Annotated in this window: 26 protein-coding genes; 11 read left to right on the top strand and 15 right to left on the bottom strand. The window is 67.9% G+C overall.

The window, feature by feature from the left end:
• Window positions 1–109 precede the first annotated feature (109 nt).
• Complete coding sequence (locus EFY87_RS03125) at window positions 110–628, bottom strand: TroA family protein (RefSeq protein ID WP_123269999.1); 519 nt, start codon at window positions 626–628, stop codon at window positions 110–112.
• A 282-nt stretch (window positions 629–910) separates the two neighbouring features.
• Here EFY87_RS03125 and EFY87_RS03130 point away from each other — a divergent pair, with 282 nt between their 5' ends.
• Window positions 911–1,615 carry an ATP-binding cassette domain-containing protein gene (locus EFY87_RS03130; RefSeq protein ID WP_158607480.1) on the top strand — a complete coding sequence of 235 codons (705 nt, stop codon included), beginning with the start codon at window positions 911–913 and terminating at the stop codon, window positions 1,613–1,615.
• On the top strand, window positions 1,612–3,453 hold the full coding sequence (locus tag EFY87_RS03135; protein WP_220093476.1) for an ABC transporter ATP-binding protein: 1,842 nt from the start codon (window positions 1,612–1,614) through the stop codon (window positions 3,451–3,453). The genes EFY87_RS03130 and EFY87_RS03135 overlap by 4 nt, the downstream gene beginning before the upstream one ends.
• 21 nt (window positions 3,454–3,474) lie before the next feature.
• On the opposite strand, the gene EFY87_RS03140 is transcribed toward EFY87_RS03135, so the two are convergent.
• The 9 genes from EFY87_RS03140 to EFY87_RS03180 form a co-directional block, all read right to left on the bottom strand.
• Window positions 3,475–4,338: an alpha/beta fold hydrolase gene (locus EFY87_RS03140; protein WP_123270001.1), complete on the bottom strand. Its 864-nt coding sequence runs from the start codon at window positions 4,336–4,338 to the stop codon at window positions 3,475–3,477.
• Entirely contained in the window at window positions 4,338–4,958 is a 621-nt protein-coding gene (locus tag EFY87_RS03145; RefSeq protein ID WP_123270002.1) for a TMEM175 family protein, read from the bottom strand. Before EFY87_RS03145 ends, EFY87_RS03140 begins: the two co-directional genes overlap by 1 nt.
• Before the next feature lie 3 nt (window positions 4,959–4,961).
• A complete protein-coding gene (locus EFY87_RS03150; protein ID WP_123270003.1) occupies window positions 4,962–5,816 on the bottom strand; it encodes an alpha/beta fold hydrolase in 855 nt (284 codons plus the stop codon).
• Between the two features lie 38 nt (window positions 5,817–5,854).
• Window positions 5,855–6,481 carry an FMN-dependent NADH-azoreductase gene (locus tag EFY87_RS03155; protein WP_123270004.1) on the bottom strand — a complete coding sequence of 209 codons (627 nt, stop codon included), beginning with the start codon at window positions 6,479–6,481 and terminating at the stop codon, window positions 5,855–5,857.
• Between the two features lie 69 nt (window positions 6,482–6,550).
• Complete coding sequence (locus EFY87_RS03160; RefSeq protein WP_123270005.1) at window positions 6,551–7,033, bottom strand: redoxin domain-containing protein; 483 nt, start codon at window positions 7,031–7,033, stop codon at window positions 6,551–6,553.
• 101 nt (window positions 7,034–7,134) lie between these two features.
• Window positions 7,135–7,374, bottom strand: a complete 240-nt coding sequence (locus EFY87_RS03165) for a hypothetical protein (protein ID WP_123270006.1) — start codon at window positions 7,372–7,374, stop codon at window positions 7,135–7,137.
• Window positions 7,371–7,982, bottom strand: coding sequence for a sigma-70 family RNA polymerase sigma factor (locus EFY87_RS03170; protein WP_123270007.1), 612 nt, complete (start codon window positions 7,980–7,982; stop codon window positions 7,371–7,373). Before EFY87_RS03170 ends, EFY87_RS03165 begins: the two co-directional genes overlap by 4 nt.
• Window positions 7,983–8,022: 40 nt before the next feature.
• On the bottom strand, window positions 8,023–9,159 hold the full coding sequence (locus tag EFY87_RS03175; RefSeq protein WP_123270008.1) for a lactonase family protein: 1,137 nt from the start codon (window positions 9,157–9,159) through the stop codon (window positions 8,023–8,025).
• Window positions 9,160–9,278: 119 nt separating this feature from the next.
• On the bottom strand, window positions 9,279–10,526 hold the full coding sequence (locus tag EFY87_RS03180) for an MFS transporter (protein ID WP_148043223.1): 1,248 nt from the start codon (window positions 10,524–10,526) through the stop codon (window positions 9,279–9,281).
• 53 nt (window positions 10,527–10,579) lie between these two features.
• On the opposite strand from EFY87_RS03180, the gene EFY87_RS21090 reads away from it, so the two are divergent.
• Both EFY87_RS21090 and EFY87_RS20610 read left to right on the top strand, forming a co-directional pair.
• The gene (locus tag EFY87_RS21090; protein ID WP_281276147.1) at window positions 10,580–10,714 is read left to right on the top strand and encodes a hypothetical protein; all 135 of its coding nucleotides are present in this window, start codon (window positions 10,580–10,582) and stop codon (window positions 10,712–10,714) included.
• A gap of 21 nt (window positions 10,715–10,735) precedes the next feature.
• Window positions 10,736–11,098 carry a CGNR zinc finger domain-containing protein gene (locus EFY87_RS20610; RefSeq protein WP_220093477.1) on the top strand — a complete coding sequence of 121 codons (363 nt, stop codon included), beginning with the start codon at window positions 10,736–10,738 and terminating at the stop codon, window positions 11,096–11,098.
• 12 nt (window positions 11,099–11,110) lie between these two features.
• Here EFY87_RS20610 and EFY87_RS03190 read toward each other — a convergent pair whose 3' ends face one another.
• Window positions 11,111–11,962 carry a MurR/RpiR family transcriptional regulator gene (locus EFY87_RS03190; protein WP_123270010.1) on the bottom strand — a complete coding sequence of 284 codons (852 nt, stop codon included), beginning with the start codon at window positions 11,960–11,962 and terminating at the stop codon, window positions 11,111–11,113.
• An 8-nt stretch (window positions 11,963–11,970) separates the two neighbouring features.
• Window positions 11,971–13,353 (bottom strand): type I glutamate--ammonia ligase, encoded by a 1,383-nt coding sequence (locus EFY87_RS03195; protein ID WP_281276149.1) that lies wholly within the window; start codon window positions 13,351–13,353, stop codon window positions 11,971–11,973.
• 130 nt (window positions 13,354–13,483) lie between these two features.
• On the opposite strand from EFY87_RS03195, the gene EFY87_RS03200 reads away from it, so the two are divergent.
• The 4 genes from EFY87_RS03200 (at window position 13,484) to EFY87_RS20200 (ending at window position 18,457) form a co-directional block, all read left to right on the top strand.
• Complete coding sequence (locus tag EFY87_RS03200; protein WP_123270011.1) at window positions 13,484–14,962, top strand: APC family permease; 1,479 nt, start codon at window positions 13,484–13,486, stop codon at window positions 14,960–14,962.
• The gene (locus EFY87_RS03205) at window positions 14,959–16,101 is read left to right on the top strand and encodes an amidohydrolase (RefSeq protein WP_123270012.1); all 1,143 of its coding nucleotides are present in this window, start codon (window positions 14,959–14,961) and stop codon (window positions 16,099–16,101) included. Before EFY87_RS03200 ends, EFY87_RS03205 begins: the two co-directional genes overlap by 4 nt.
• Entirely contained in the window at window positions 16,098–17,261 is a 1,164-nt protein-coding gene (locus EFY87_RS03210) for a M20 metallopeptidase family protein (RefSeq protein ID WP_123270013.1), read from the top strand. Before EFY87_RS03205 ends, EFY87_RS03210 begins: the two co-directional genes overlap by 4 nt.
• A 164-nt stretch (window positions 17,262–17,425) precedes the next feature.
• A complete protein-coding gene (locus EFY87_RS20200) occupies window positions 17,426–18,457 on the top strand; it encodes a glycoside hydrolase domain-containing protein (RefSeq protein ID WP_158607481.1) in 1,032 nt (343 codons plus the stop codon).
• 154 nt (window positions 18,458–18,611) lie between these two features.
• Here EFY87_RS20200 and EFY87_RS03220 read toward each other — a convergent pair whose 3' ends face one another.
• Window positions 18,612–18,923: a pyridoxamine 5'-phosphate oxidase family protein gene (locus EFY87_RS03220; RefSeq protein ID WP_220093478.1), complete on the bottom strand. Its 312-nt coding sequence runs from the start codon at window positions 18,921–18,923 to the stop codon at window positions 18,612–18,614.
• 209 nt (window positions 18,924–19,132) lie between these two features.
• On the opposite strand from EFY87_RS03220, the gene EFY87_RS20205 reads away from it, so the two are divergent.
• From EFY87_RS20205 to EFY87_RS03235, 3 genes are all read left to right on the top strand, one after another.
• Window positions 19,133–19,951: a glycosyltransferase family protein gene (locus EFY87_RS20205; protein WP_158607482.1), complete on the top strand. Its 819-nt coding sequence runs from the start codon at window positions 19,133–19,135 to the stop codon at window positions 19,949–19,951.
• Window positions 19,941–20,339, top strand: coding sequence for a glycosyltransferase (locus EFY87_RS20210; RefSeq protein WP_158607483.1), 399 nt, complete (start codon window positions 19,941–19,943; stop codon window positions 20,337–20,339). Before EFY87_RS20205 ends, EFY87_RS20210 begins: the two co-directional genes overlap by 11 nt.
• A gap of 164 nt (window positions 20,340–20,503) precedes the next feature.
• The gene (locus EFY87_RS03235) at window positions 20,504–20,962 is read left to right on the top strand and encodes a MarR family winged helix-turn-helix transcriptional regulator (RefSeq protein ID WP_123270017.1); all 459 of its coding nucleotides are present in this window, start codon (window positions 20,504–20,506) and stop codon (window positions 20,960–20,962) included.
• A 72-nt stretch (window positions 20,963–21,034) separates the two neighbouring features.
• On the opposite strand, the gene EFY87_RS03240 is transcribed toward EFY87_RS03235, so the two are convergent.
• Entirely contained in the window at window positions 21,035–22,474 is a 1,440-nt protein-coding gene (locus tag EFY87_RS03240; RefSeq protein WP_123270018.1) for an MFS transporter, read from the bottom strand.
• Complete coding sequence (locus EFY87_RS03245; RefSeq protein WP_123270019.1) at window positions 22,474–23,094, bottom strand: cysteine hydrolase family protein; 621 nt, start codon at window positions 23,092–23,094, stop codon at window positions 22,474–22,476. Before EFY87_RS03245 ends, EFY87_RS03240 begins: the two co-directional genes overlap by 1 nt.
• Window positions 23,095–23,136: the final 42 nt, after the last annotated feature.

A 23,136-nucleotide genomic window follows, 5' to 3' on the forward strand; every position in this document is an offset into this window, starting at 1 on the left:
CTTGCCGCACGACGACGAACTCCCGCAACGAGCAAGGAGCAAACCTGCTCCTGTCGCAAGGCTCCCGGTAACGACAGCACGATGACTCACTCCACGGACATGACACCCTTCACCTCGTCACAATGGAACTGGTCGGACACCGCGACTGCACAGGGTGGGGAACGCGATCAGCGAGCTTGGCGGTGCCGGCCTCGGTGGGCATCAGTGGTTCTCCTGCAGCTTCGTGCAGATCCCGGTGACGAGGCCGAGGAACGCCTCGGCCTCGCCCGTAGCTGCTGGGGTTGCTGGTTCGGTAGACGTGGCCCTTTCTCACCGCCTTGAGCCGACGCCAGAGTGGTTGGGCGACCAGCGTCGTTGCCTCCGCCGTCGGCTTCGCGCCGTTATCCCACAGCACGATGACGTCGGCGTCCGCAAGCGCGTCCAGCCGCTCCGAAGAGAACTGCGTTCCGTCGACGCCGGTGAGGTTGCGCTCCGCCGTGCCGAGTATGCAGCCGAGCCGGGTGTATTCGGGGCCGTACAGGACGGCGCCGGGAGTCGGCGCCGAGCATGCGGCGGCGGACGAGTACCGGCAGGTCAGCGATGGGGCGGTCAGCGCCGCACTGCACGCGACCTCGTCGGCGGCGATCATCTCCGCCGTCGGGTCGCTGCTCGGCGGCGTCTATCTCACCCTCGTCGCGGGTGTCGGCGGGTGGCTCGCCTTACGAGGACATCTCGGGCTGGGTGAGCTCGTCTCCGCGCTCGGACTGGCCCGGTTCGTGATCTCACCGATGCAGGTGGTCTCCGGAACGAGCGCGGCGTACGCCCGTGCACTGGCATCCGCGGGCCGGATCCATGAGGTGCTGATCGCCGAGCCCGCCTTGTCGCGGCACGCCGGCCGACCGGGCTGCCCCTCTGGCCGGAGAGGCCGTCGGTGGCGGTGCGGTTCGACCGCGTCGAGGTGTTGCCGGGCGGTCCTGTGCTCGATGCAACCGCCCGCGCAGGAGCGCTGACCGGTATCGTGTGTGACGAGCACGCAGATGCGGCTCGGCTGCCCGATTTGCTTGCGCGCGAATCGGATCCGCCAGCCGGGCGGCTGCTGTTCAGGCTTGCGGACGGTCGCGACATCGGCATCGCCGACCTTGCCCTGGACGCACTGCGCAGGACCGCGCTCGTCTCACCGCATGACGCCGTGCTCCTGCCGGGCAGCATCGCCGACAACCTGCGTGCACTGACCGCCGACGAGCGCGCGGTGACCGATGCGACGCGGGCCGCGCAGGCCGACCAGGTGCTCGAGACGGTGCCGGCGGGCGCGGATGGCCTCGTCGGCGATCGTGGTGAGACGCTCTCGGGCGGCCAACGTCAGCGGGTCTCGTTGGCTCGTGCGTTAGCGGCCGAGCCGCCGGTGCTGGTGCTGCACGACCCCACGACGGCAGTCGACGCGGCGACCGAGGATCTGATCGCCCGGCGCACGGCCGGATTGCGGGCCGGCCGGACTACGATCGTCGTGACCACCAGTCCGGCGTGGCTGGCTCGCTGCGACCGGGTGGTGCACCTTTCCGGGAACAGTTGTGTGACCGGTAGCCACGCCGAACTGCTTGATCATGACCCGGCATACCGACTGGCGGTGCGGCGATGACCACCGGGATGTCGACGGCAGTGTATGACGGAGCGGCTCGTGAGAAGTCCGGGCGTGCCCTGCTCCCGGTCGCGACCGGTGCCGACACCCGGCGGCAGGTCCGGATCCTGATGCGGGGCCGCTCGCGAGCGCTGCTCGCGGCTGTCTTGGTCTTACTCGCCGACAGCGTGCTGGGGCTTGCCAGTCCCATCGCAATCGGCTGGATCACCCAGGCGATCGCCGACCACCGGCAGGTGGCTGCCCTGATCGCGCCGGTCGTCCTGCTGGCGGGTGCCGCAGTAGCGGGCGCCGTCAGCAGCTGGGGCTCGACCGTGCTGCTGGCGCGGGTCGTGCTGCCGGCCGTCGGGCGGTTGCGCGAGCAGGCTCTGAGCGCGGCCGTGGAGCTGCCGATCGATGAGGTCGAGGCGGGCGGAACAGGGGACCTCGTCTCGCGAGTCTCCGGCGACGTGGACCGGATCAGCGACGCGGCCGAGGGGTCGCTGGGCAGCTTCCTGGGCGCCGGGCTCGCCATTCTCGCGACCCTGGCCGGGCTGGCAAGTCTCGATTGGCGATTCGCGCTCGCCGGCCTGCTCGCCGTGCCGATCCAGGCCATCACCCTGCGGTGGTATCTGCGCGCTTCCCGGCCGATCTACGCGGGGGGCCGGATCGCCGACGGACGACGTGCGTCGGCGTTGCTGGCCGGCTTCGCGGCGCTGCCCACGCTCCGGGCGCTGCGCATGGGCGACCGGCAACGCGATCGTATCGAGGCGTCATCTGAGGCGGCGATGGACTACGAATTCCGTGCGACCCGGGTCGCCACCAGATTCTTCGGGCGGCTGAACAGTGCCGAATTCGTCGGACTGGGCGCGATCCTGGTCGTCGCGTTCGTGCTGGTGCGAGACGGTCGTGCCAGCATCGGAGCAGCCACGACGGCTGCGCTGTTCTTCGCCGGGCTGTTCGACCCGATCAACACCGTTCTCGGTGTCTTCGACTCCATCCAGCAGGCCGGGGCCGGTCTGGAGCGACTGGTCGGTCTTACCCTCGCCGGACCCGATCGCGCGGGGCAGCCCATCGCGGCGGTCCCGGCAGCGCTGGTGAAACCGCCCGCGCTGGAGGCAGACGGGCTCAGTTTCGGCTACCTGGACGGCCCCGATGTGCTGCACGAGGTGAGCGTGTATGTCGCCCCCGGCGAGCACGTAGCGGTCGTCGGCACGACCGGGTCCGGGAAGTCCACTCTCGCAACGCTGCTCGCCGGTCTGCGTTCGCCGCGCTCCGGGCGGATCACGCTCTCGTGGAACGGTTCCGGCGCCGCTCAAGGATCCTCTTGGTTGCGTCATGAGGTGGCGCTGGTGACGCAGGAGACGCACGTCTTCGCCGGCACGATCACGGACAACCTACGACTCGTGCGCCCGGACGCCGCGGACGGCGACCTCGCGCGGGCACTCGAGACGGTGGGTGCGAACTGGGTGGCTGCGCTGCCCGACGGCGTGCGGACGGTCGTGGGCAGCGGTGGCACGCCGCTGTCCGCCAGCCAAGCCCAGCACCTCGCGCTCGCCCGGCTCGTGCTGCTGGACCCGCCGGTCGTGGTGCTGGACGAGGCGACCGCGGAGGCGGGCAGCGACGCCGCGCGCAGCCTCGACGGTGCGGCGGCCGCCGTGCTGCGCGGGCGGTCAGCCGTGGTGATCGCGCACCGGCTCAGTCAGGCGGCGGATGCCGACCAGATCATCGTCATGGACGGCGGGCGGATCCTCGAACGCGGCACGCACGAGCAGCTGCTCGCAGTCGACGGCGCGTACGCGAGGTTGTTCGAGGCGTGGTCCAAGGACTGGGCAGGCACCAGGCCGGCCGTCGACTCCTGAGCCGGCGCGACACCCACCGACTCACGTGTGGGAGTCGATGGTCTGCAGGAACCGGTGAGTCAGCTGCGCGATCTGGTCGGGCCGCTCGTCGAGGGCGAAGTGGCCGGCGTCCAGCAGGTGAATCTCGGCGTTAGGGACATCACGTGAAAACGCTTCTGCCTCAGCGGATTCGAAAGACGGATCGAACCGCCCCCAGGTGACCAGTGTCGGTGGCTGGTGGGTCCGGAGCCATTGCTGCCACTGCGGATAGCTGGCGACGTTGGTCTGGTAGTCGAAGAACAGGTCCGTCTGGATGTCGGCCTGTCCCGGCCGCGACAGGAAGGCGAGCTCGTCGGTCCACAGGTCGGGGTCGTAGCGCTCCGGATGGGGGCTGGTGCCGATGTGCCGCCCGCGGGTGGCAGCGGGTGAGAAGAAGTTGTCCCGGAAGTCAGCTTCATGCTCCGCACGGTTCACCCAGAACTGCCGGCGCACCTCCCACAACGGGCCGAGCCCGTCCTCGTGCGCGACGGTGTTCTGGACGACCAGCGCCTGCACCCGCTCCGGCCGCTGCACGGCCAGCCGGAAGCCGACCGGACCGCCATAATCCTGCAGGAACAGCGCGTAGCGTGTCAGCCCCAGAGTGTCGACGAATGCGCTGACGACCGCTGCGAGATTGTCGAAGGTGTAGGAGAAGTCCGTAGGGTCGGGAGTAGCGCTGTGCCCGAACCCGGGATAGTCGGGCGCCACCAGATGGAACGCGTCGCTCAACCGGGTGAGCAGCGGCTCCCACATCCGCGACGACGACGGAAAGCCGTGCAACAGCAGGATCGTTGGGGCATCGGCCGGGCCGGCCTCGCGGTAGAAGATGTCGAGCCCGTCGACATCGACGGTGCGGTAGGTGGTCATCATGCCTCTCTTTCGATGGGTGCCGGGTAGGTCCGGTCGGCGGTGCCTCGGACGCCCACATCGGGCTTCAGGTGCAGCACGAGCGCGAGACAGGTGAGTCCGAAGCCGGCCCATGGCACGAACGCTGCGAGCACCGCGGCGCTGGTGAAGAGTGCGAATGCCATTGTCGACCGATAGCGCGCGATCCTGCGCTGCTGCTCGGAGAGTTCACCGCAGTCCCGCAGCACTCGGCGCTCGAACACGTTGTAGGTCGCGTCCGCGCAGACGAACAATGCGGTGTAGACAGCCACAGGTGCCGCCGCGAGCCTGGTTTGTGCGATCCACGCGGTGGTGAATGGCACCAGCGACACAAAGAACAGATGGACGAAGTTGATCCAGATGATCGGCAGCGAACTCTCGTGAACCAGCCGCGAGATGTAGTGGTGGTTGATCCAGACGATGGCGATGAACACGTAGCTGACCAGATAGGCCACCGCAGGTTGCCACATGGTGATCAAGGCGGACAGGTGTGGCGACTTGGGCGCGTGCAGTTGCAGCACCATGATCGTGACGATCACGGCGAAGACGCCGTCGGAGTATGTCGAGAGCCGATCGGTGTCGCGCGACTTGTCGGCCGGCATCGCTCACCCGTCGAATGCTGAACGCATCAGCCCGTCGGTGAGGGTGGCGATCGTATCCGCCTCTTCCTCCAGCGCGAAGTGGCCCGTGTCCAGCAGTTCCACCCGCGCATCCGGCACGTCGGTCCGGTACGCATCGGCACCCGGCGCGATGAAGAACGGGTCGTTCTTGCCCCAGGCGACAACGACTTTCGGCTGACGGCTGCGCAGCCAGGCCTGCCACTGCGCATACTGCGGCGGGTTGGTCTGGTAGTCCCACAGCAACGCCTGCATGTAGTCCGCGCGCCCGGGCCGGTCCAGCACCAGCTGGTCGGCCACCGCCTGTTCCGGGTCGATGAGCTCGGGATCGCGCGCTCCCGCCTGCCATTGGGACTGCGTGCCGGCGAGGCCGACGAATGCATCGATGGTGGCCTGTCCGGCTGCGCGATCCTTCCACCAGTCGGAGATGGCACTCAGCCCGGACCCGAGACCTTCGGCATACGCATTGCCGTTCTGCACGACGAGGCCGCGCACCCGCTGATCGTGCTCGAGGGCGATGCGGAAACCCACCGGAGCGCCGAAGTCGAACATGTAGACCGCGTAGTCACCGATGCCCAGCGCGTCGATGGTCTTGGCGGTGACCTCGGCCAGCCGGTCGAAGGTGGGCGCCTCGGACAACGGGTCGGAGCTGCCGAACCCGGGGTAGTCGATCGCGACCGCGTGCCAATCAGGGGCAACGCGGTCTATCAGCCGGACGTAGGCGCGGGTGCTGGACGGATAGCCGGGCAGCAGCACGAGCGTGGGCCGGTCCGTGTCGCCCGCCTCGCGGACGAAAATCTCCAGGCCGTCGACGGAGATGGTGCGGTGACGGATTGCGGACATTGCTTGTCTCCCTTCGGATTTCGGGTATGACGAGACAGTCAGAAGGCGCGGCCGGCGGCGGCCGCCTGCTCCAGCGCGACGGCTCGGTCCTCGTCGCGAGTAGCCGTCCGGACGGTGGGCTGCCACCTCACCTCGGCGACGTCCTCGATGCCGACGAAGTGCAGCCAGTCGGTGAAGAACGTGGAGTGGAAGTCGCGTCCGAAAGCCGGCGGCGCCCCGACGGCATACACCCCGCTGGTGTAGACGACGGCGGCCTTCTTACCGCTCAGCAAGCCGCTATAGCCGGTGACCGGGTCGAAACCGAAGGCCCATCCGGGCTGGGTGATGATGTCGATCCACTGCTTGAGCACATAGGGCACGCCGCCGTTCCACATCGGGACGGAGAACAGGTAGGTGTCGGCGGCCGCGAAGCGGTCGAAAACCTCGCGAGCGGAATGCCATTCGCCGCTCTGTTCCGGGCTGGGCTCACCACCGGCGAAGGCGGCCATCTTGGCGCCGGCTGCGAGGCGGCCGAACTGGGGGAGTGATCCGTCGAACAGATCGAGGTGCTCGACGGTCACGTCAGGTCGAGTGGCGCGGTGGTTGTCGAGGAATTCCTGCGCGATCGCGCCGCTGTCGCTGTCCGTGCCGCGCGGGCTGGACGAAACGTAGAGCAAGGTGGTCATGGCCGGTATGTCCTTCGTGGTTGAGGTATGACGGTGCCGCAATCAGCGATCGCGGTGGTTGCGGAGGTTTCAGGACTCGGTGTGCTCGCGCACGTACCGGATCATGCCGAGCACATCCTCGGGGACCAGCCGGCCGATGGCGCCGCTGGAATAGACGCTGACCAGGACCTTTCCGGCCGGGTCGAGCACGAAACCGGTCGACTGCAGGTAGACCGGGTCGGGGTTGACGAAGGCGCCGGTCGCCGCTGATACGGCTGCCGCGTCCGCGCTGTGACCGACCGGGAAGCTCAGGCGGTGCTTGGTGATCAGGCCGGCAGTGGTCTCTTCATCGTCGACGGTGAGGGCCGCGACCTTGATGCCTCCCGCCGCGAAGGTGTCCGTGGCACGCTGGAACGCACGCAACTGCGCATTGCAGTAGGGGCACCACGCACCGCGGATGAACAGCACGACGGCGAAGTTGCCGGCGAATTCGTCCGGAAGCGTGAGGCTTTCGCCTCCCGGGATGTTCAGGGTCAGGTCCGGGAACTGGTCACCGGGGCTCAGCAGGCTCATGGGCTCTCCTCAATCGGCTGGCGAAACGCTGTCACCCTGGTTAGTGCGTGCAGCGCCGCCGGTCTTACCGGAGGAGTTGACCCGAAATCGTCGGTGTCAGGTCACGAGTCGTCGTGCTCGGACGCGGTGATTGCGGCGAGCAGACCATCGAAGTCCTCGCCGCACGGTCCACAGGCGGCGAGATGAGCGGCGACACCGGGATAGCGGGTCGCGGCTTCGCCAGGGTCCGACGCCACCAGTTCGGCATACACATGCAGCAGCCTGATCGCCTCGTCGCACGCGACGTCGTCCGGGTCGGTCTGCAGGAAGTGCCGCAGCTGCTGCGGGATCGGTTTCGTCATCCGTCCTCCTCCAGATACCCGCCCGCCACCAGTGCGGCGCGCAGCTTGCGTCGTGCGTCGAACATCATCTTGTAGATCGCGTTCCGGGTCGACCCGGTCTGCGCCACGAGAGTGTCGAGAGGTATGCCGCGCACCACCAGCGCGACGAAGATGGCCCGCTGCTTGACGGTCAGACTGCCGTCGACCGCGTCCCGGATCGCGCACACGAGATCGCGTTGGCCGGCATACTCCTCGGGCCGGAGGCCGAACCGATCCGGCAGTCGTTCCCAGTCCTCGGCATCCAGCGAGGTCGTCGGGTGTCGCGTCCAGTAGTGCCGGCCGAGCTTGCTGGAGACCTCCAGGATGGCGAACTTGTATGCCCACGTGGTGAATCGGGACTCACCGCGGAAATCTTCCAGCTTCGCCGTGATCGACACGACGGCATCTGCGGCAGCCTGGTAGGCCAGGTCATCGAGCTCCGGACCGGCCAGGCCGTGGCTGCCGCGGCGCCGGTTGAGTTCGGACCGGGCGATGCGCAGCAGCATCTCGTGCAGCCTGCCGACGGCGTCGTCGTGGCCGATGCCGCTGTCCTGCAGCGCAGCAATCCAGTGAGCACTCTCCGAGTCCACGCCCGTGATCCTATGCCGAGCGTGGACTCGGAGTTGCACATCAGCTCGCGACAATGCCTTCGGCGCCGATCCCGTTGGGGATGGTGACCGAACCGGTCATGGCCAGCCCGCCGCCGGGCTTGATCCGGTAGGAGTCGACGACCCCGCCGACACCCGTCTCGACATACAGGAAGCCGTGAGAGGTCGCCGCGTCCACGGTGCCAGGGTTGGTCGCCGCCGTGCCCTTGCTGGTAAGCATTCCGGCGCGGTCGGTCCGGTAGATCGAGACGGTGCCGCTGCCGGCGTTGGAGGCGTACGCCGTGTTGTGGGAGGTGACCAGCCAGCAGGTCGCCGTCTGCCCGGTGGCCGCGCTGTCCAGCGCAGTCAGCGATCCGTTGCGGTTCACCGTGAAGGTCGCGACCTTGTTGGTTGCGGCCTCGGTGATCACGAGGTGTCCGTGTGCGTCGAAGTCGAAACCGAAGGGCACCGTGCCCGGCAGCGAGGTGGTCGTGGGAGTGGCGGCTGGTCCGAACGGTCCGACCGCGAAGGACAGAACGCTGTTGCCGCCGTTCTTGGTGGAGATCAGCAGCTGGCGCCCGTCCGGAGTGAAGCCGATCTGGCCCGGAGTGCTGACGAACTCGTTCGGCTGTCCGGGCGCCGAGGTGTTCAGGTTGAGGTGGCGCTGCCAGAAGGGGATCCGGATCAGCACTCCGCCGAACTGGACGAAACCGGACACGGTGCCGCCGTCGCGCGCGTTCAACACGAAGACCTGGCTGCCGTGGACGGCGATGCTGACCGGGAAGTCGCCGCCCGTCGGCACCACCTGCAAGCGGGTGAGCCGGTCGCCCCACACCGAGAACACGGTGACCGTGTCGCTGCCCGCGTTGACGGTGTAGAGGAGGTGCGCCCGCGCGTTGTAGGCGACGGAACCTTCGCTGGACAGATGGTCGGCGACCGAACCCGACAGTTGCCCGCCCTTGCCGCCCGTCGGGTAGCTGCCGGCCTCAGTGAGGCTGCCGTTCGCGGAGCGGTCGTAGGCGATGACGCTGTTCCCGGAGGTGGAGTTGTTCTGGACGAATACGGCCCCGGCGCGTGTGTGGCCGTGGTGCTGAGTCGCGGCGTGGGCCGGCGCGGCGAAGACGGTGCCTGCGGCGGCGGCCAGCGCAGCAGCGGATGCGATCTTCGAGATGGTCTGCATGACGCTCCTTGAGTGCTCGGGTGGAGTTGCCCGGAGTTTGCTCCGGCACCTGGTTAGTGGCAGCGGTCGGACCGTTCATTACTGGACTCGCGTGCTCGGCTTGCTCACCAGGATCGGGGTCAGGATTCCCGTCCCAGTCCAGCCAGCGCGTAGCACGCCGTGATGCCCACCAGGACGGCGAAACAGCTGAGCGTGCTGCGCAGGCTGAAGTGCTGCAGCGCGACGCCGACGCCGATGACCGGGGCGGACAGAGCCACGTAGCCGGCGAGGAAGAACCCGGCGAGCGTCTCCGCAGTTCGCTCCTTCGGCGACAGCCCGGTGACGACCGCGAGGCTGACGGTGAACAGTGTCGAGCCACCCGCGCCGATCAGCGATCCGGCGCACAGGAACATCACCACGAAAGCCGCGGTCGGCGCCGAGGTGAGCCACACCGACAGGGCAAGCAGTGCCAGACCGGCGATCATCAGGACACCGGCCGCCGTGGTCTGCCGACGCTGCGCGAGCCGGATCGTGATGGCCACACTGGCCACACCGGTGGCGTAGACGATGAAGAGCAGCACGCCGGTGAGCAGGATCGAGATGTGCCCGAGACGCTGGCCGAGGATCGTGCCGGCCAGGCCGACGAAGAGTCCGAAGAGTGCGAAAACCGTTGCGACGCCTGCTAATGCTGCGCCATACCGGCGTCGGTGCTGGTGCGGAACGCTGACGCGCTGCACGTGGTATGCCGGCCGCGGAACCATCCGGTCGCGGGTCTCCGGTGCGAACAGCAGCGCCGCGAAGCCGGCGACGAAGATGACCAGCATCACCAGGTATGGCGAGACCAGCGAATGCCCGGCGACCTCGGCCACGAGGCCGGTGAGCAATGGCCCGGCTCCCAGCCCTCCGATGGCCACGGCGGTCGACAGCAACGCCAGATTGCGCGCTTGCCCGGCCAGGCGATGACCTGCGAACAATTCACCGAGATAGGCCGTGGCCGTGGATGCCGTGACGCCTACCGAGAGCCCGCACAGGACGCGAGCGGCGAACAGGCCGGGCAGGCCGGGGCGGGCGATGAAGGTCACGGCGCTGAGGGCATCGACGGCCAGTGCTGCGGCCAGCACCGGGCGACGCCCGAACGTGTCGGACAGGTGGCCCGCACAGATCAGACTGACGGTGACTCCGACCGCGTATGCCGCGTAGACCAGCGTGATGACCAGCGGGGAGAGGTGATCGCGCTCGGCATAGCGGGCGTAGAGCGGGCTCGGGACGGTCGTGAATGCCTGCAGCGAGAGGTAGATCGCCGCCGTCGCCCAGTAGCCGAAGCGGTGCCGGTTACCGGTGTGCGGGTCACGGAACGGGTGGGTGGCCGGAGCCGGCGAATACGTCATGCCGGCCACTGTGCTGTCATGGTCTTGTGCGTGTAAATCCTTACATTGAGCCGTTGCTGCGCAACGTCACCGACCTGCTCAATCGGCCGCCGAGCAGCCCCGAGGACCTGGAGGTGCGGTGGTCTGCCGGAGGCATGCCGTTGCCTGGTCGTCCGGCCCCGGCCGACCTGGAGTTCGTGCGGGCCTAGCTGCATGACTGGGACCGCGTGGTGTCCGCCGCGGACCCGACGTCGCGCGTGGAGTCGCTCAACCGGATGCTGGCCTGCTACACGGCGCCCCCGTCGATCACCGACCACGACGGCAGTGGCTGGCATCTGCACTTCCGCGATCCCGAGGTCGGTTTCGGGCCGACGCTGGCCGGTGCCACGACCGCGGCCGCCGCCCAATACCTCTGCGACCGTGGCATGCACCGGGTGGGCCGCTGCGCCGGCGCCGACTGCCGGCACGCTTTCGTCGACTTCAGCCGGCCGGGCCGGCAGCGGTATTGCACTCATGCCTGCGCCAACCGGGATGCGGTTCGCCGCTACCGTGCTCGCGCACCTCAGGAAGCGACTCGCGTCGGCCGATCATGAGCAGTGACAGCGCTACCCGGCGGTGTCTCGCCCGAGCTGGTCCAGTTGCGTCAGCCGGCGACGTCTGGCCTCCGGGTCGCGCTCGGCAATCGCGACGAGCAGCGCGTCGATCATCGCGAAGGCCGGAGTGAGGCAGGCGAGCGGCCCCGGGCCGTCGATCGACGAGGTGACCAATGCGGTCGCCTCGCGTGCGAGTGGGGTGAGGTAGGTGTCGGTGAAGACGATCAGCTGCGCACCCCGCGCCGCGGCGTCGCTGCCGAAGCGGATCGTGTCACGCTCATAACGGCGGTAGTCGAACGCAATCACCGTGTGCTTGTCGGAGACATCCAGCAGCGCGGTTGCCCGCGGCCCGTGCTGCGGCTCGACATACCGAACGCCGGGCCGCAGCAGCTGCAGGCAGGTGGACAGATACATCGCCAGGCCGGCCGAGATGCTCCCGCCGGTCACCAGGATCGGACCGGGGGACTCCGCCAGCATCGCGACCACCAGGTCGCAATCGCGTTCGTCGGCGCCGTGCAGTGCCTCGATGACGGCGCGCCCGATGTGCTGTTCGCAGCGCTGCAGAGCAGCCGACGGCGACCCTGGGTCGGCGGTCGCCGGGTAGAGATCTGCGGGTGCGGCTGCCCGGGCCGACAGCTCGGCGCGCAGCCGGGCCTGCAAGTCCGCGTGCCCGCTGAAGCCGAGCTTCGCGGTGAGCCGGACGACCGTCGGCGCGCTCACCCCGGCGAGCTGCGCCAGCCCGGCGACCGATTGCAGCCCGGCGGCCGGGTAGTCCGCCAGCAGAGCTTGCATGATCTGCAGCTCGGCCGCGGTGAGTTCGCGGCGATGAGCACGCATCAGCTCTGCGACGGTCTTCGTCGACATGCGGGCTGTCAGTACTTCCAGCGAACAGCGACGGCGATCTCTTCCTCGGAGGCGCTGGCGAATCGGGCGTGCTCGGCGCGTCGTACCTCGACGATGGTCGTCGCCAGCTCTGCGCCGAAGGCTGCGGTCAGCGCGTCGTCGGCCTCGAACGCCGTCGCCACGTCGTCGAGCGATGCTGGCAGCGGACGTATGCCGCGGGTGCTCCGTTCGGTTTCGCCGAGACCCGCCGGGTCGACTTCGAGCGGTTCCGGCAGCGGGCGATCGGCTGCAATACCGTCCAGCCCGGCACCGATCAGGCCCGCCACGACCAGGTAGGGATTGGCCGATTCGTCGAAGGACTTCACCTCGAGGTTGGCGGCGCGGTAGCTGTCACCTGGCGATCCGGTGACGAAACGTAGTGCGGTCTCGCGGTTTTCGAGTCCCCACGCCTGGAACGCACCAGCCCAGTGCTGCGGGATCAGCCTCAGGTAGCTGGCGGCGGAGGCGGTGCCGACGGCGAGCAGTGCCGGCAGATGATCCAGGATCCCGGCACTGAAGCGGTCGGCGACCTCGGTCATCCCGTAGCGGGCTCGGCCGTCCGCGAACGCGTTGCGTCCCTCTGCCCACAGGGACAGGTGGACGTGACCGCCGTTCCCGACGCCACCGGCAACGGTCTTGGGGGAGAACGACGCTCGGAGCCCCTGCCGCCGGCTGACGGCGCGGATCGTCTCCCGGGTGAGCACGAAGGTGTCGGCCGCGGCCACGGGATCCTCGGCGACGACGGACACCTCGAACTGCCCCTCGGCATACTCCGGATGGATCTGCTCGGCCTCGATCCCTTGTGCGGCAAGGGCATTCGCAAGGTCGTGCAAGTAGTCGGACGCCTCGACGACCCTGGTGAAGCCGTATGCTGGGCCGCGCACGGCAGCGATGAAGTCGTCGCTGTCGGGCCGGTCGACGCCGACCGCCCACTCGATCTCGAACGCCATGCGCGCGGTGTAGCCGCCGTCCGCCAGCTGCGCGACCTGACGCCGGGCCAGACTCCGCTGGTCGAGGGGGTGCGCGGATCCGTCCTGCGCCAGCCGGTCGACCGGCGCCCAGGCCCAACCTGGTTGCGCCGCAAGCACAGTCAGCCGTGACAGATCGGGAAAGAGACGCAAGTCGCCCACCGGCCCGCCGGCGAAGCGGCCGGCAACGATGGAGTCGTCGGACAGGAACGCATCGAAGACGGGTGACATGCCGACGCCCCAGGTCGCGGCGTGCACCAGCCGGGCGACGGGCACCGCCTTGACCCGCGTGATGCCGGCCGTGTCCACGAACGTGAGGGCGACCGTCGCCACCTCGCGACTGCGCAGCACTGCGGCAGCGCGATGCGCCTCCGCCTGCCGCCTGGAGCGTTCTTCCGTGTCCACCTGACGACCTCCTCGCGGTGTATCCCGAAGAGGCTCATCATAACCGCCATTGAATGATCTGTTACAGAGAAAGAAACAGTTGTACTGTTCATTTCTAAAGGGGGACCCGAACGTCGCGAAGGAGTGTGCGATGGCCGACTCGAGGCCCCCACAGCTGCGTCGAAACCTGTCCATCTGGCAGGCGATCGGCCTGTCGGTCGCCTTGATGGCGCCGAGCATGGCGGCCAACATCAACCCGCAGGTCACGGCCAGCACGGTGGGGCGCGCGGTGCCGCTCACCTTCCTGCTCGCCGGCATCGGCGTGCTGCTCGTCGGCTACGGCTTCGTCCGGATGTGTCAGTACTACCAGCACGCCGGATCGGTCTACGCCTTCGTCGGTTCGACCTTGGGCCCACGGGTCGGCGCAATATCGGGAGCGGCGCTGTTCGCGACGTACACCTTCTTCGGTGTCGTGACCTCCTGCGCCTTCGGGATCCTGGGCTCGGACTTCCTGAACACCATTGGCATCTGGTCGAATCCGCCGAGCTGGGCGCCATACCTGCTGGCCGCGATCTCGCTGGCCGGTTGCCTGGTGCTCACCATCATCCCGGCCAAACGAGGCACGACCATGCTGTTGTCCATCGAGGGCGCGACCATCGTGCTGATCCTGCTGGTGTGCGCGGTCGTCCTGGTCCGGCTCCTCGCCGGAAACACACCTGCAGGCAGCGGACACACCTTCACCATGAAGGTGTTCGCGATCGAGCCGGGAACCGGGGTGTCCACCCTGTTCCTCGGGATCGTCTTCGCCTTCTTGTCGTTCGCCGGATTCGAGGCGTCCTCGACGCTCGGTGAGGAAACCGCTGAGCCTCGCAAGAACATCCCGCGCGCCATCCTCGGCACCGCGATCTTCGGCACGGTGTTCTTCACCGTGGTCACTGCGATCGAGGTGATGGGCTTCGGCGCCGGGCCGTCCGGCGTCAAGGCCTATGCGAGTTCGTCCTCGCTCGTGGGCGACCTCGGTCGCTCCTTCGTCGCCAGCTGGGTCGGCGACGTGATCACCCTCGGCGCCGCGATCAGCGCGTTCGGCTGCTGCCTGGCGTGCATGGTCGGCGCGTCACGGCTGATGTACGCGATCGCCCGCGACGCCGGCGGCGAGCGGGGCCTGGCCAGCGTCACGCGCGAAGGCACGCCCGGAGTGGCCGCTACGACGGTCGCCTGCCTGATGGGGCTGATCATCCTCATCGACGCACTTGCCTTCGGCGCGAAGACCGAGGACGCCTTCGCCTGGTCGGGCACCATCGGCACCCTGATCATCCTGGTCGTCTACGTGCTGACCACGATCGGCGCGATCCGGCTGCTCTTCGTGCAGCGCAAGCTGCCGGTGCCGATGTACGAGATCGTCGTGCCGATCCTCGCCCTGGTCGTGCTGGGCTACACCCTCTACCGCAACGTGCTGCCCTACCCGGCGTCGAACACGCCCGCCTTCTGGTTCCCGATCGTCGCCGGCGGCTGGCTGGTCGTCTGTGCCGTGGCCGTGATCGCCGCGCCCGGCACGGCGGCCCGGCTCGGTGAGCGGCTTGCCACGGAGGACGGTATCGCCGGCGACCTCGACGAAGTGGCTGCCAAGTGAGCGCCGACGAAGGCACGGGCCTGCTGGACGGGGTCGAGCTGATCGATCACCACTGCCACGGGATCGTCCGTACCGACCTCGACCGGGACGGCTTCGAGTCGATGCTCTGCGAGGCGGATGGGCCCGGCCGATGGCACGGGTCACTCTTCGACACACACGCGGGTCTGGGAGTTCGCCGCTGGTGCGCGCCCCTGCTGGGGCTGCCTTCTCTCGCGCCTGCGGACGACTACCTCGCCAGGCGTCGCCAGCTGGGAGTGGACGAGGTCAATCGGCGCCTCATCGGATCCTTGGCAACTCGGAAGTTCCTGGTGGACACGGGTTTTCAGCCCGAGGCCCTCACCTCACCCGCGGAGCTGTCCGCGGTCACTGGTGCGGTCGGCGAGGAGATCGTCCGGCTGGAGCAGGTCGCCGAGCAGGTGGTGCGGACCAGCGATGCGGCGCGCTTTGCGGACGACTTCCGGACCGAGCTGAGCCGGCGTTGTGCTGGTGCGGTGGGCGTGAAATCCGTTGCGGCATACCGGGTCGGGCTGCGGCTTGACGCGGCACGACCCACGGACGCGGAGGTCGCCGCGGCAGCCGGCCGGCTGCTGCGGGCCTTCGAGTCCGGAGAGCCCGCCCGGGTGGCGGACCCGGTGCTGACGCGGTTCCTCATCTGGTCCGGCGCGGACCTGGGGATGCCGATCCAGTTCCACGTCGGGTATGGCGATGCGGATGTTAACCTCGCCGACTGCGATCCGCTGCTGCTGACACCGCTGCTGCGTGCGCTCGGGAAGTTGGACGTGCCGGTGATGCTGCTGCACAACTACCCGTTCCACCGGCACGCGGGCTATCTGGCACAGGTCTTCGACCATGTATTCGTCGACGTGGGATTGACCTTGCACAACGTGGGTCCGGGAGCGCCGCGGGTGCTGAGCGAACTGCTGGAGCTGGCGCCGTTCGGTTCGGTGCTGTTTTCGTCGGACGCCTTCGGCCTGCCCGAGCTGTATGTCGTCGGCACCATGGTCTTCCGGCGCAGTCTGACCGGTTATCTGGAGGCCGGGATCGCCGACGGCGCATGGACGTCGGAGGATGCCATGCGGTTTGCGACCGGCATCTGTGCAGCGAATGCCCGGCGTGCCTATCGCCTTGATGCTTCATGAGTTTCGAGCCTGCGGACCCCGTGGTGCGGCAGTTGCGGGCGGCACTCACCGAGGAGCTGCCCGGTGCGGTCGCGCTGCGCCATACAATCCACGCGGACCCGTACGTGTCCGGCGAGGAAGGTCCGACCGCTGCGTTTGTGGCGGACGCCGTCGGCGCGGGCGACGGCGTCATCGTGGCCGGCACGGGGAGACTCATCCGGGTGGGTGACGGGCCCTGCGTGGTGCTGCGTGCCGAGCTCGATGCGTTGCCTGTCGTCGAGCAGACCGGTGTGAGCTGGTCGGCCGGCGACGGTGTCATGCACGCGTGCGGCCACGACGTGCATCTGGCCGCGCTCACCGCGGTGGCCCGGGCCATCCACCGGGTGCGCGGCCGGCAGGCGTCGCTCGCGATGCTGCTGCAACCGCGGGAGGAGCGAGCGCCCTCGGGCGCCCGGGACGTCGTCGAGGAGCGTGTCCTGTCCCGCATGGAAACGTGCGCAGTCGTGGCCGCGCACGTGCAGCCCCGTTTGCCGGCCGGTCTCGTCGCGGTCACCCCTGGCGTGGTGAATGCCTCGGCGGACGAATTCGAGGTGACGGTCAGCGGATCCGGTGGCCACGTCGGCTACCCGCACACGGTGCACAGCCCGATCACCGCGCTGTGTCAGACGGTGCTGAACCTGCAGTCGCTCACCCCGGCCGGCGTGGACCCGATCCATGGTGGCGTGTGCATGGTCGGGCGGGTCGAGTCCGGCACGACCAACAACGTCATACCCGAGCAGGCGTCGGCGTCCGGGTCACTGCGGCTGATGCGCCTGGAGGATCGCGAGCCGACGCTGGAGCGCATGCGCAGGATCGTCGAACACACCGCGGCTGCGCACGGGTGCGTTGGGCAGCTCAGCGTCGTGCTGGGGGAGCCGGTCCTGGTGAACGATCCGGGCCTCGCGGCCGCGACGACCGGATGGCTCAGCGAGCTGGGACATGCGACGACCGACGACTTCCGGTCCTTCGGGGCCGACGATTTCTCCTTCTACGGGCACCATGCTCCGGCGTTGATGATGTTCGTCGGCACCGGGGGTGACCACGGCTTGCACGACGCCCGCTATCTGCCCGGTGACGACGTTGTCGGACTCGTCGCGGATGCCTTGCTCGCGGGTTATCTCGCGGCCGCACCCGCCGAATAGTGGGGCCGCGCACCGACGTCAGCGATTTCGGCCGTGGCCGAAATCGGTTCCCGTGCCTCCGCGGCGTGCGTAGGTTCTTCCGTCGTCAGGAGCGCGAGGTTTCGGCCCAGCTCACAGAACGTGTGTGGCGTTCCGCCATACACGGCACCGCAGAGAGGAGAGTCATGAGACGTTTCGGTTTGACCGCTGCAGGCCTGGCCACGTTGACGGTCGCATCATTCGGCGTGACTAGTGCGCCGGCCGCGTCCGCTGCCACCAGCCACGGATGTCCGTCGGGGGATGTGTGCATCTACCCCTCGGGCTCGTGGAACGGTGACAAGCCGTCCTTCAAGTACTACACGTACGGTGCGCACAACCTGAGCAACCAGCTCGGGACCCATCGGGTGTTCAACAACCAAACAGGCGGCGCCACCCTTCAGCTGTGTACCGCGTACAACGGTGGCGGGTGCGGGACGGCGCACAAGCCGGGTTGGTATGGCGACGTCAACCTGGCCCCCACCAACTCGATCAAGCTCTCGCCGTACGTCGCACCGTCCACCAGTTCGTGGGGAGTCGACACGACCGAGACGATCACCCAAGCGCATGTCAACGCGATCAAGTCGAGAGCGGGCGCGACGCCGACGGTCTGGGGCCGGTACGTCAGTGATTGCCTACCCGCCTACTGCGGCGGGAACATGACGTCCGGCGGACTGTCCGTCGCCAAGAGCAACGGGATTCGCGTCTCCCTGATCTCTGCCGACCTCGAGTCGGACACCACCGCGAGCGTGGGAACGGCCGACGGCCAGCGAGCAGTCAAGGACGCCAAGGCGAACACGAAGGCACCCGCCGGCACGCTCATCGTCAAGGACATCGAGGGCACCACCACCTCCGCGTTCCTCAGCGCCTGGTACACGGCGGTCAAGAAGGCCGGCTACCTCCCGGGGTTCTACCTGAATCCCACCCACGCGGACGTCACCAAGGCGTTCTGTGGCGCTCAGAAGACGGCCGGATTCTCGTCGGCGATCATCGACAGCTACGAACCGGAACCCTCCGGAGCCACTGTCGGGCCCAAGGGTGCGCCATCACTGAGTCGCGCCGACCACTTCTCGTGCGCCGGCGGAAAGTACGACGTCTATCAGTACTCGCAGGCCCAGAACATCGGCACCAACTTCGACCAGGACGTCGCTGACCCGAAGACTCCCGGTCTGCTCGGGTGAGCACAACGGCCGCCGGCTGCCGGGCGGCCCACCGGGGGCCGGGTGGTTCAGGCACGCTGACCCGTCGCGAACGGCCGGCCTGACCCGGTGGGCCGGTCCCGGCACCCATCCCGGTGTCGGGTCGGCTCGCGCCGCGACACCGGCGATGCCACTGCTACTCCGAGAAGTCCTGCGTGATCCAGCGGCCGGGGCGGATGGTGAACAGGACGGAGTCGGCGCCGTTCATCGCGTCGGTGAAACTGCGCCCGGCCTCCGGACCCAGATAGCGGATCGCGATCTTCTCGCGAACCTGCCGCGGGGTAGGGGTCACGGCATCGACGATGCTGCCCTCCACGATGACGTACTGACATGGCGGCTCTTCGCGCTGCACGGTGAGTGTCACGCGCCCTGCTTCCCGGATGAGCCGTGCCTTGCGAGTTGCCGCGCCGGTGTCGGCGAGAAAGTTCTGGCGCTCGGTCTCGGTCAATTGTCGTGGCCTGCCGCGACAAGCGCGCTCAACGGCCGCGATATTCCGGGACCTCCGCGGCCCGGGGTTCCTGCGGCGCCCTTGACAGCGGATGAGTCGAAAAGTAGGTAACTACATGTGTATGTATATACATCGGAGCAGCAGGAGACAGTCGCCTACGTCGCACCTGATGGATCGAGACACGGTCAGGGCGGGGGAGGGATCCCGCGATGACGGCAGTGATGGTGGCCGCGCCTCCCGTGCACGGCGAAACCGCGCCGCTGCTGCAGCTGGCCGGGGAGCTGGTCCGGCGGCACCATACGGTGACCGCTCTGGTCGGTAGTGCTTTCGCGGAAGCTGCCGAACGGACTGGCGCACGGGTCGCGACGTTGTCCGGAGCTGCTGACATCGATGTTCGCGAGCTTGCGACGTGCCCGGATCGTGTGGCGCTGGCACCCGGACCGGATCAGATCAACTGGGACCTCATCCATGGGTTTGCGGCCGGCATCACGGACCAGCACGAGGCGTTGCAACGACTTCTGACGGCGAACCCCGACCAGGTCCTGCTGTCCAACACGTTGTTCATGGGTGCATGGCCGGTTGCGCTGGGTGCGACCGGCCGGAGCCCACAGCGATGGGTCGCGGTTGCAGCCGGTCCGCTGCTGATCGGCGACAGCGACACCACGCCCATGGGCCCGGTGCCGGGGCTTGCCGATGGCGAGGTGAGACAGGCCAGTACTGCCGCAAACGAGCAGTTCGAAGCGATGTTTCAACCCACTCGAGAAGCAGTGCAGCACTCGGTTGCCCGGCTGGGTGCGACCGGTGACGTTCCGGGCGTCCCGGCGGCTTTCTACACCTTGCCGGACGCGGTCGCGGCGCTCACCGTGCGTGAGTTCGATTTTCCGCGTGCGGCGCCACCGGAGTCGTTGCACTACGCAGGGATTCTGCGGTCACGGCCCGCTGCGGATATCCGGACCCCGTCCTGGTGGAGCGGATCTCGACTCCGGCAAGCCCGTTGTCGTGGTCACGCAGGGGACGGTGGCCACTGAAGATCTCACCGAACTCGTCGTTCCCGCTCTCGAAGGTTTGGCCGGGCAGGATGTCATCGTGATCGCGGCGCTCGGGCGGGACCCGTCGTCGCTCCGCATTGAGCCGCCGGCCAATGCGCGCATTGCGAACTACCTACCCTTCGATCTCCTCCTTCCGCGAGCCGACCTACTGGTCACCAACGGCGTTTTCGGTGCGACGCAACAGGCCCTCGCCTGCGGCGTACCCGTGATCATCGCTGGAGCAACCGAGGACAAACAGATCGTTGCCGCCCACCTGACGTACCACGAGGCAGGCATCGACCTTCATACGCAGCGGCCCACGAAGGAGCGGGTGACAGGAGCGGTCCTGGAGGTTCTGGACAGCGAGCGTTACCGGAAGACCGCGTAACGACTCAGTGCTGCCTACGCCGAAGCAGATGCCGTGGCGACCGTCGAAGATCTGTTGGAGCAGTCGTGATGACAGTCTCGGTGATATGTCTGCAACGATGGCGTGAAACACATACTTCGTGTCCTGCCCGGCGGCTTGCCCGGGAACGAGATCGGTAAACAGACATGACCGAGCCCCTGAGCACGCAACAGGAGCGTGCCTGGCGCGCGCTGGCTCGACTGGTCGTCACTCTGCCGCGCGCATTGAGTTCGGATCTGCAGGGCAAGGTCGGCTTGAGCCTGACTCAATACACAGTGCTGATGTTTCTGTCCGAAGCCCCCGACCAACGACTACGGGTCAGCGATCTGGCCGACAAGGTCGCCGTTTCGCAAGCTCAGACCTCACGCCTGATCGACACCATGGCCCGGGACGGTCTGCTGACCCGGACTCAGTCCAAGGTCGACCGCCGCAGCCGATTGGTGGAGCTGACCGATCGGGGGAGCGAACTGCTGGCGAGAGCATGGCCCGTCCATCTGGCGAGCAGCCGCAGGCTCGTGGTGGATCATCTCGAGCCTGCGACGATCGCCGATTTCGGCCGCATCGTGGAGGCCATGGTGCAGGCGAGCGAGAATCCCGGTCGGTAGGAACGCGGCTCGTCTTCGCTGGCTCCGTGCGCCTGCGCATCGAGCAGAGGACCGATCAGCTGGTTTCGCGCGTCATGACGCGGCATGGCGGTGTCGTAGCTGCCGGTCGGCGACGAGGAGCAGCACGCCGAGGATGCTGGCGCCGGTCATGACGGCGCCGATGGTGTGCAGCCCGGCGTCGGTGACGCTGGTGCGGAAGAAGATGCTGATCAGGGCGGAGGATGCGACGGAGCCGATGTAGCCGAAGGTGCGCAACAGGCCCGCTGCGGTGCCGATCTGGTCGGGATCGGCCTGCTGGTAGAGGGCCGTTTGATTGGCGGGAGCGAACGTACCGAGGGCGACGCCGAAGACGAGGGTGAGTGCGATCACCAGGATGATCGGGGTACCGGTGCCCAACAGCATGATTCCGATCGACCCGGCCAGGGATGCGAGGGCGGCGGCGTAGAGCGCGGATCGGATCAGGTTGCGGCTGGCGACCGGGCGCATCAGGATCGCGGAAAGGCCCGACATGGGCAGGATGAGCAGCCCGACCGTCCGGGAGTCATAGTGGCGGGTCACTTCCAGCCAGTCGCTGAGCCCATAGAGCACGGTGTAGACGCACAACGAGGTGAGCCCGAAGCGCAGGTAGGTACGGGTGAGCGCGAGGTTGCGGGTCAGCAGACGCACGTCGAGGAACGGCGTCGTCACCGTACGTTCCCAGAGCACGAGTGCGACAGCGAGGACGACCGCCGCGGCCAAGTATGCCCAGCGTGGGGTCGGCAATGCGTCCAGGAAGATCATCAGCCCGGACAGTGCGGCTGCGAACAGCAGGATCCCGGTCAGATCGATGCGGCTGAGAACGGTCCGGGTGCCCAGCCGTTCGGCGAGGGGATCTCGTGGCAGCCAGAGCAGCGTGACCAGGAAGGCGATGATCGTGACGGGCACGTTGATCAGGAAGGTCGAGCGCCAGCCGAACGCGTCGACGATGACTCCGCCGATCGGCAGGCCCAGCGCTGCGGTGGCGGTGCCGGCAATCTGCAGGCCGCCGAGCACACCTCCCGGCGGGGCACTGAGTCCGGCATCTTGCGCTCGTCGTCGCACGATCAACATGGCGGAGGGGTACCCGCCGGAGGTGCCAATACCGATGAGAATTCGGGCGACGGTGAGTTCGCCGAGCGTGTGGGAGAGGCCGCCGAGGATGCCACCGGCGAGGACCAACAGGATGCCGGCCAGGAACACCCGTCGGGGTCCGAAGACCTCGCCGAGCTTGCCGCCGGTGGGCTGGGCGATCGCGCTGGCCAGGTAAAGGCAGGAAACCAGGATCGCCGTCTGGCCGACCGACACGTGGATCCCGGCTGCGATCGGCACCAGGGCGGTCGCGATCAGCGAGCTGTTGATCGGGTTCAGCGCCGACCCGACATACAGGGGGGTGACGAAGCGCCACCCGAACGGGTTGACCCCATCGCCGCTGCCCGGAGGGGGCGATGTCGGTGGAAACGGTGTCTGCGAAGAGGGAGTCCGAGACGGCGTCATCAGTTGCCCTCACCCTCCCGCTTCATCGTGTCGTCGAAGAGACGCTTGAGTCCGGAGACGGTGATGACGTCGGCCTGGGTGGGAAAGACGTGCTCGGTGAGGAACTCGTGCACGTGCGGCTTGGGGTCCGCGGTCGCGTCGGCCAGGACGTAGACGGTGTAGTCGCGGTCGTGGGCGTCTCGCACGGTAGACAGCACGACCCCGCTGGTGGACACGCCGGCCAATAGCAGGGTGGTGATGCCACGGGCGCGCAGCTGCTCGTCCAGATCGGTGGTGGAGAAGGCGCCGACGCGCGTCTTGCGGACCACGATATCCCCGGCTTCCGGAGCGAGGCGGGCGTGGACTGCCGTGGCCGGAGCATCCTTGTGGAGATGGTCCCGGGCCAGCTGCGCGATGCGATACATGCGGCTGTGCTCGGGGATCGCGTCCACGTCCGCGGTGTCGAAGGCGACACGGACGTAGGCGATGTGGCCGCCGTGCCGGCGCAGCGTTGCGATCGCGTCCTGGACGTGGTCTAGGAGGTGTTCCGTCTCGTCCAGGGAGGCGAGGACGGAGGGCTGGTAGTCCATGACTAGGAGCGCGGTGCGGTGCGGATCGATGGATGGGGTTGACTGACTCATGTTTCCTTCTTCTCTCGAAGTGCACGCCGGAAATTAAGTAGT

This window comes from Flexivirga caeni (assembly GCF_003724155.1).
GTDB classification, from domain to species: Bacteria; Actinomycetota; Actinomycetes; order Actinomycetales; family Dermatophilaceae; genus Flexivirga; species Flexivirga caeni.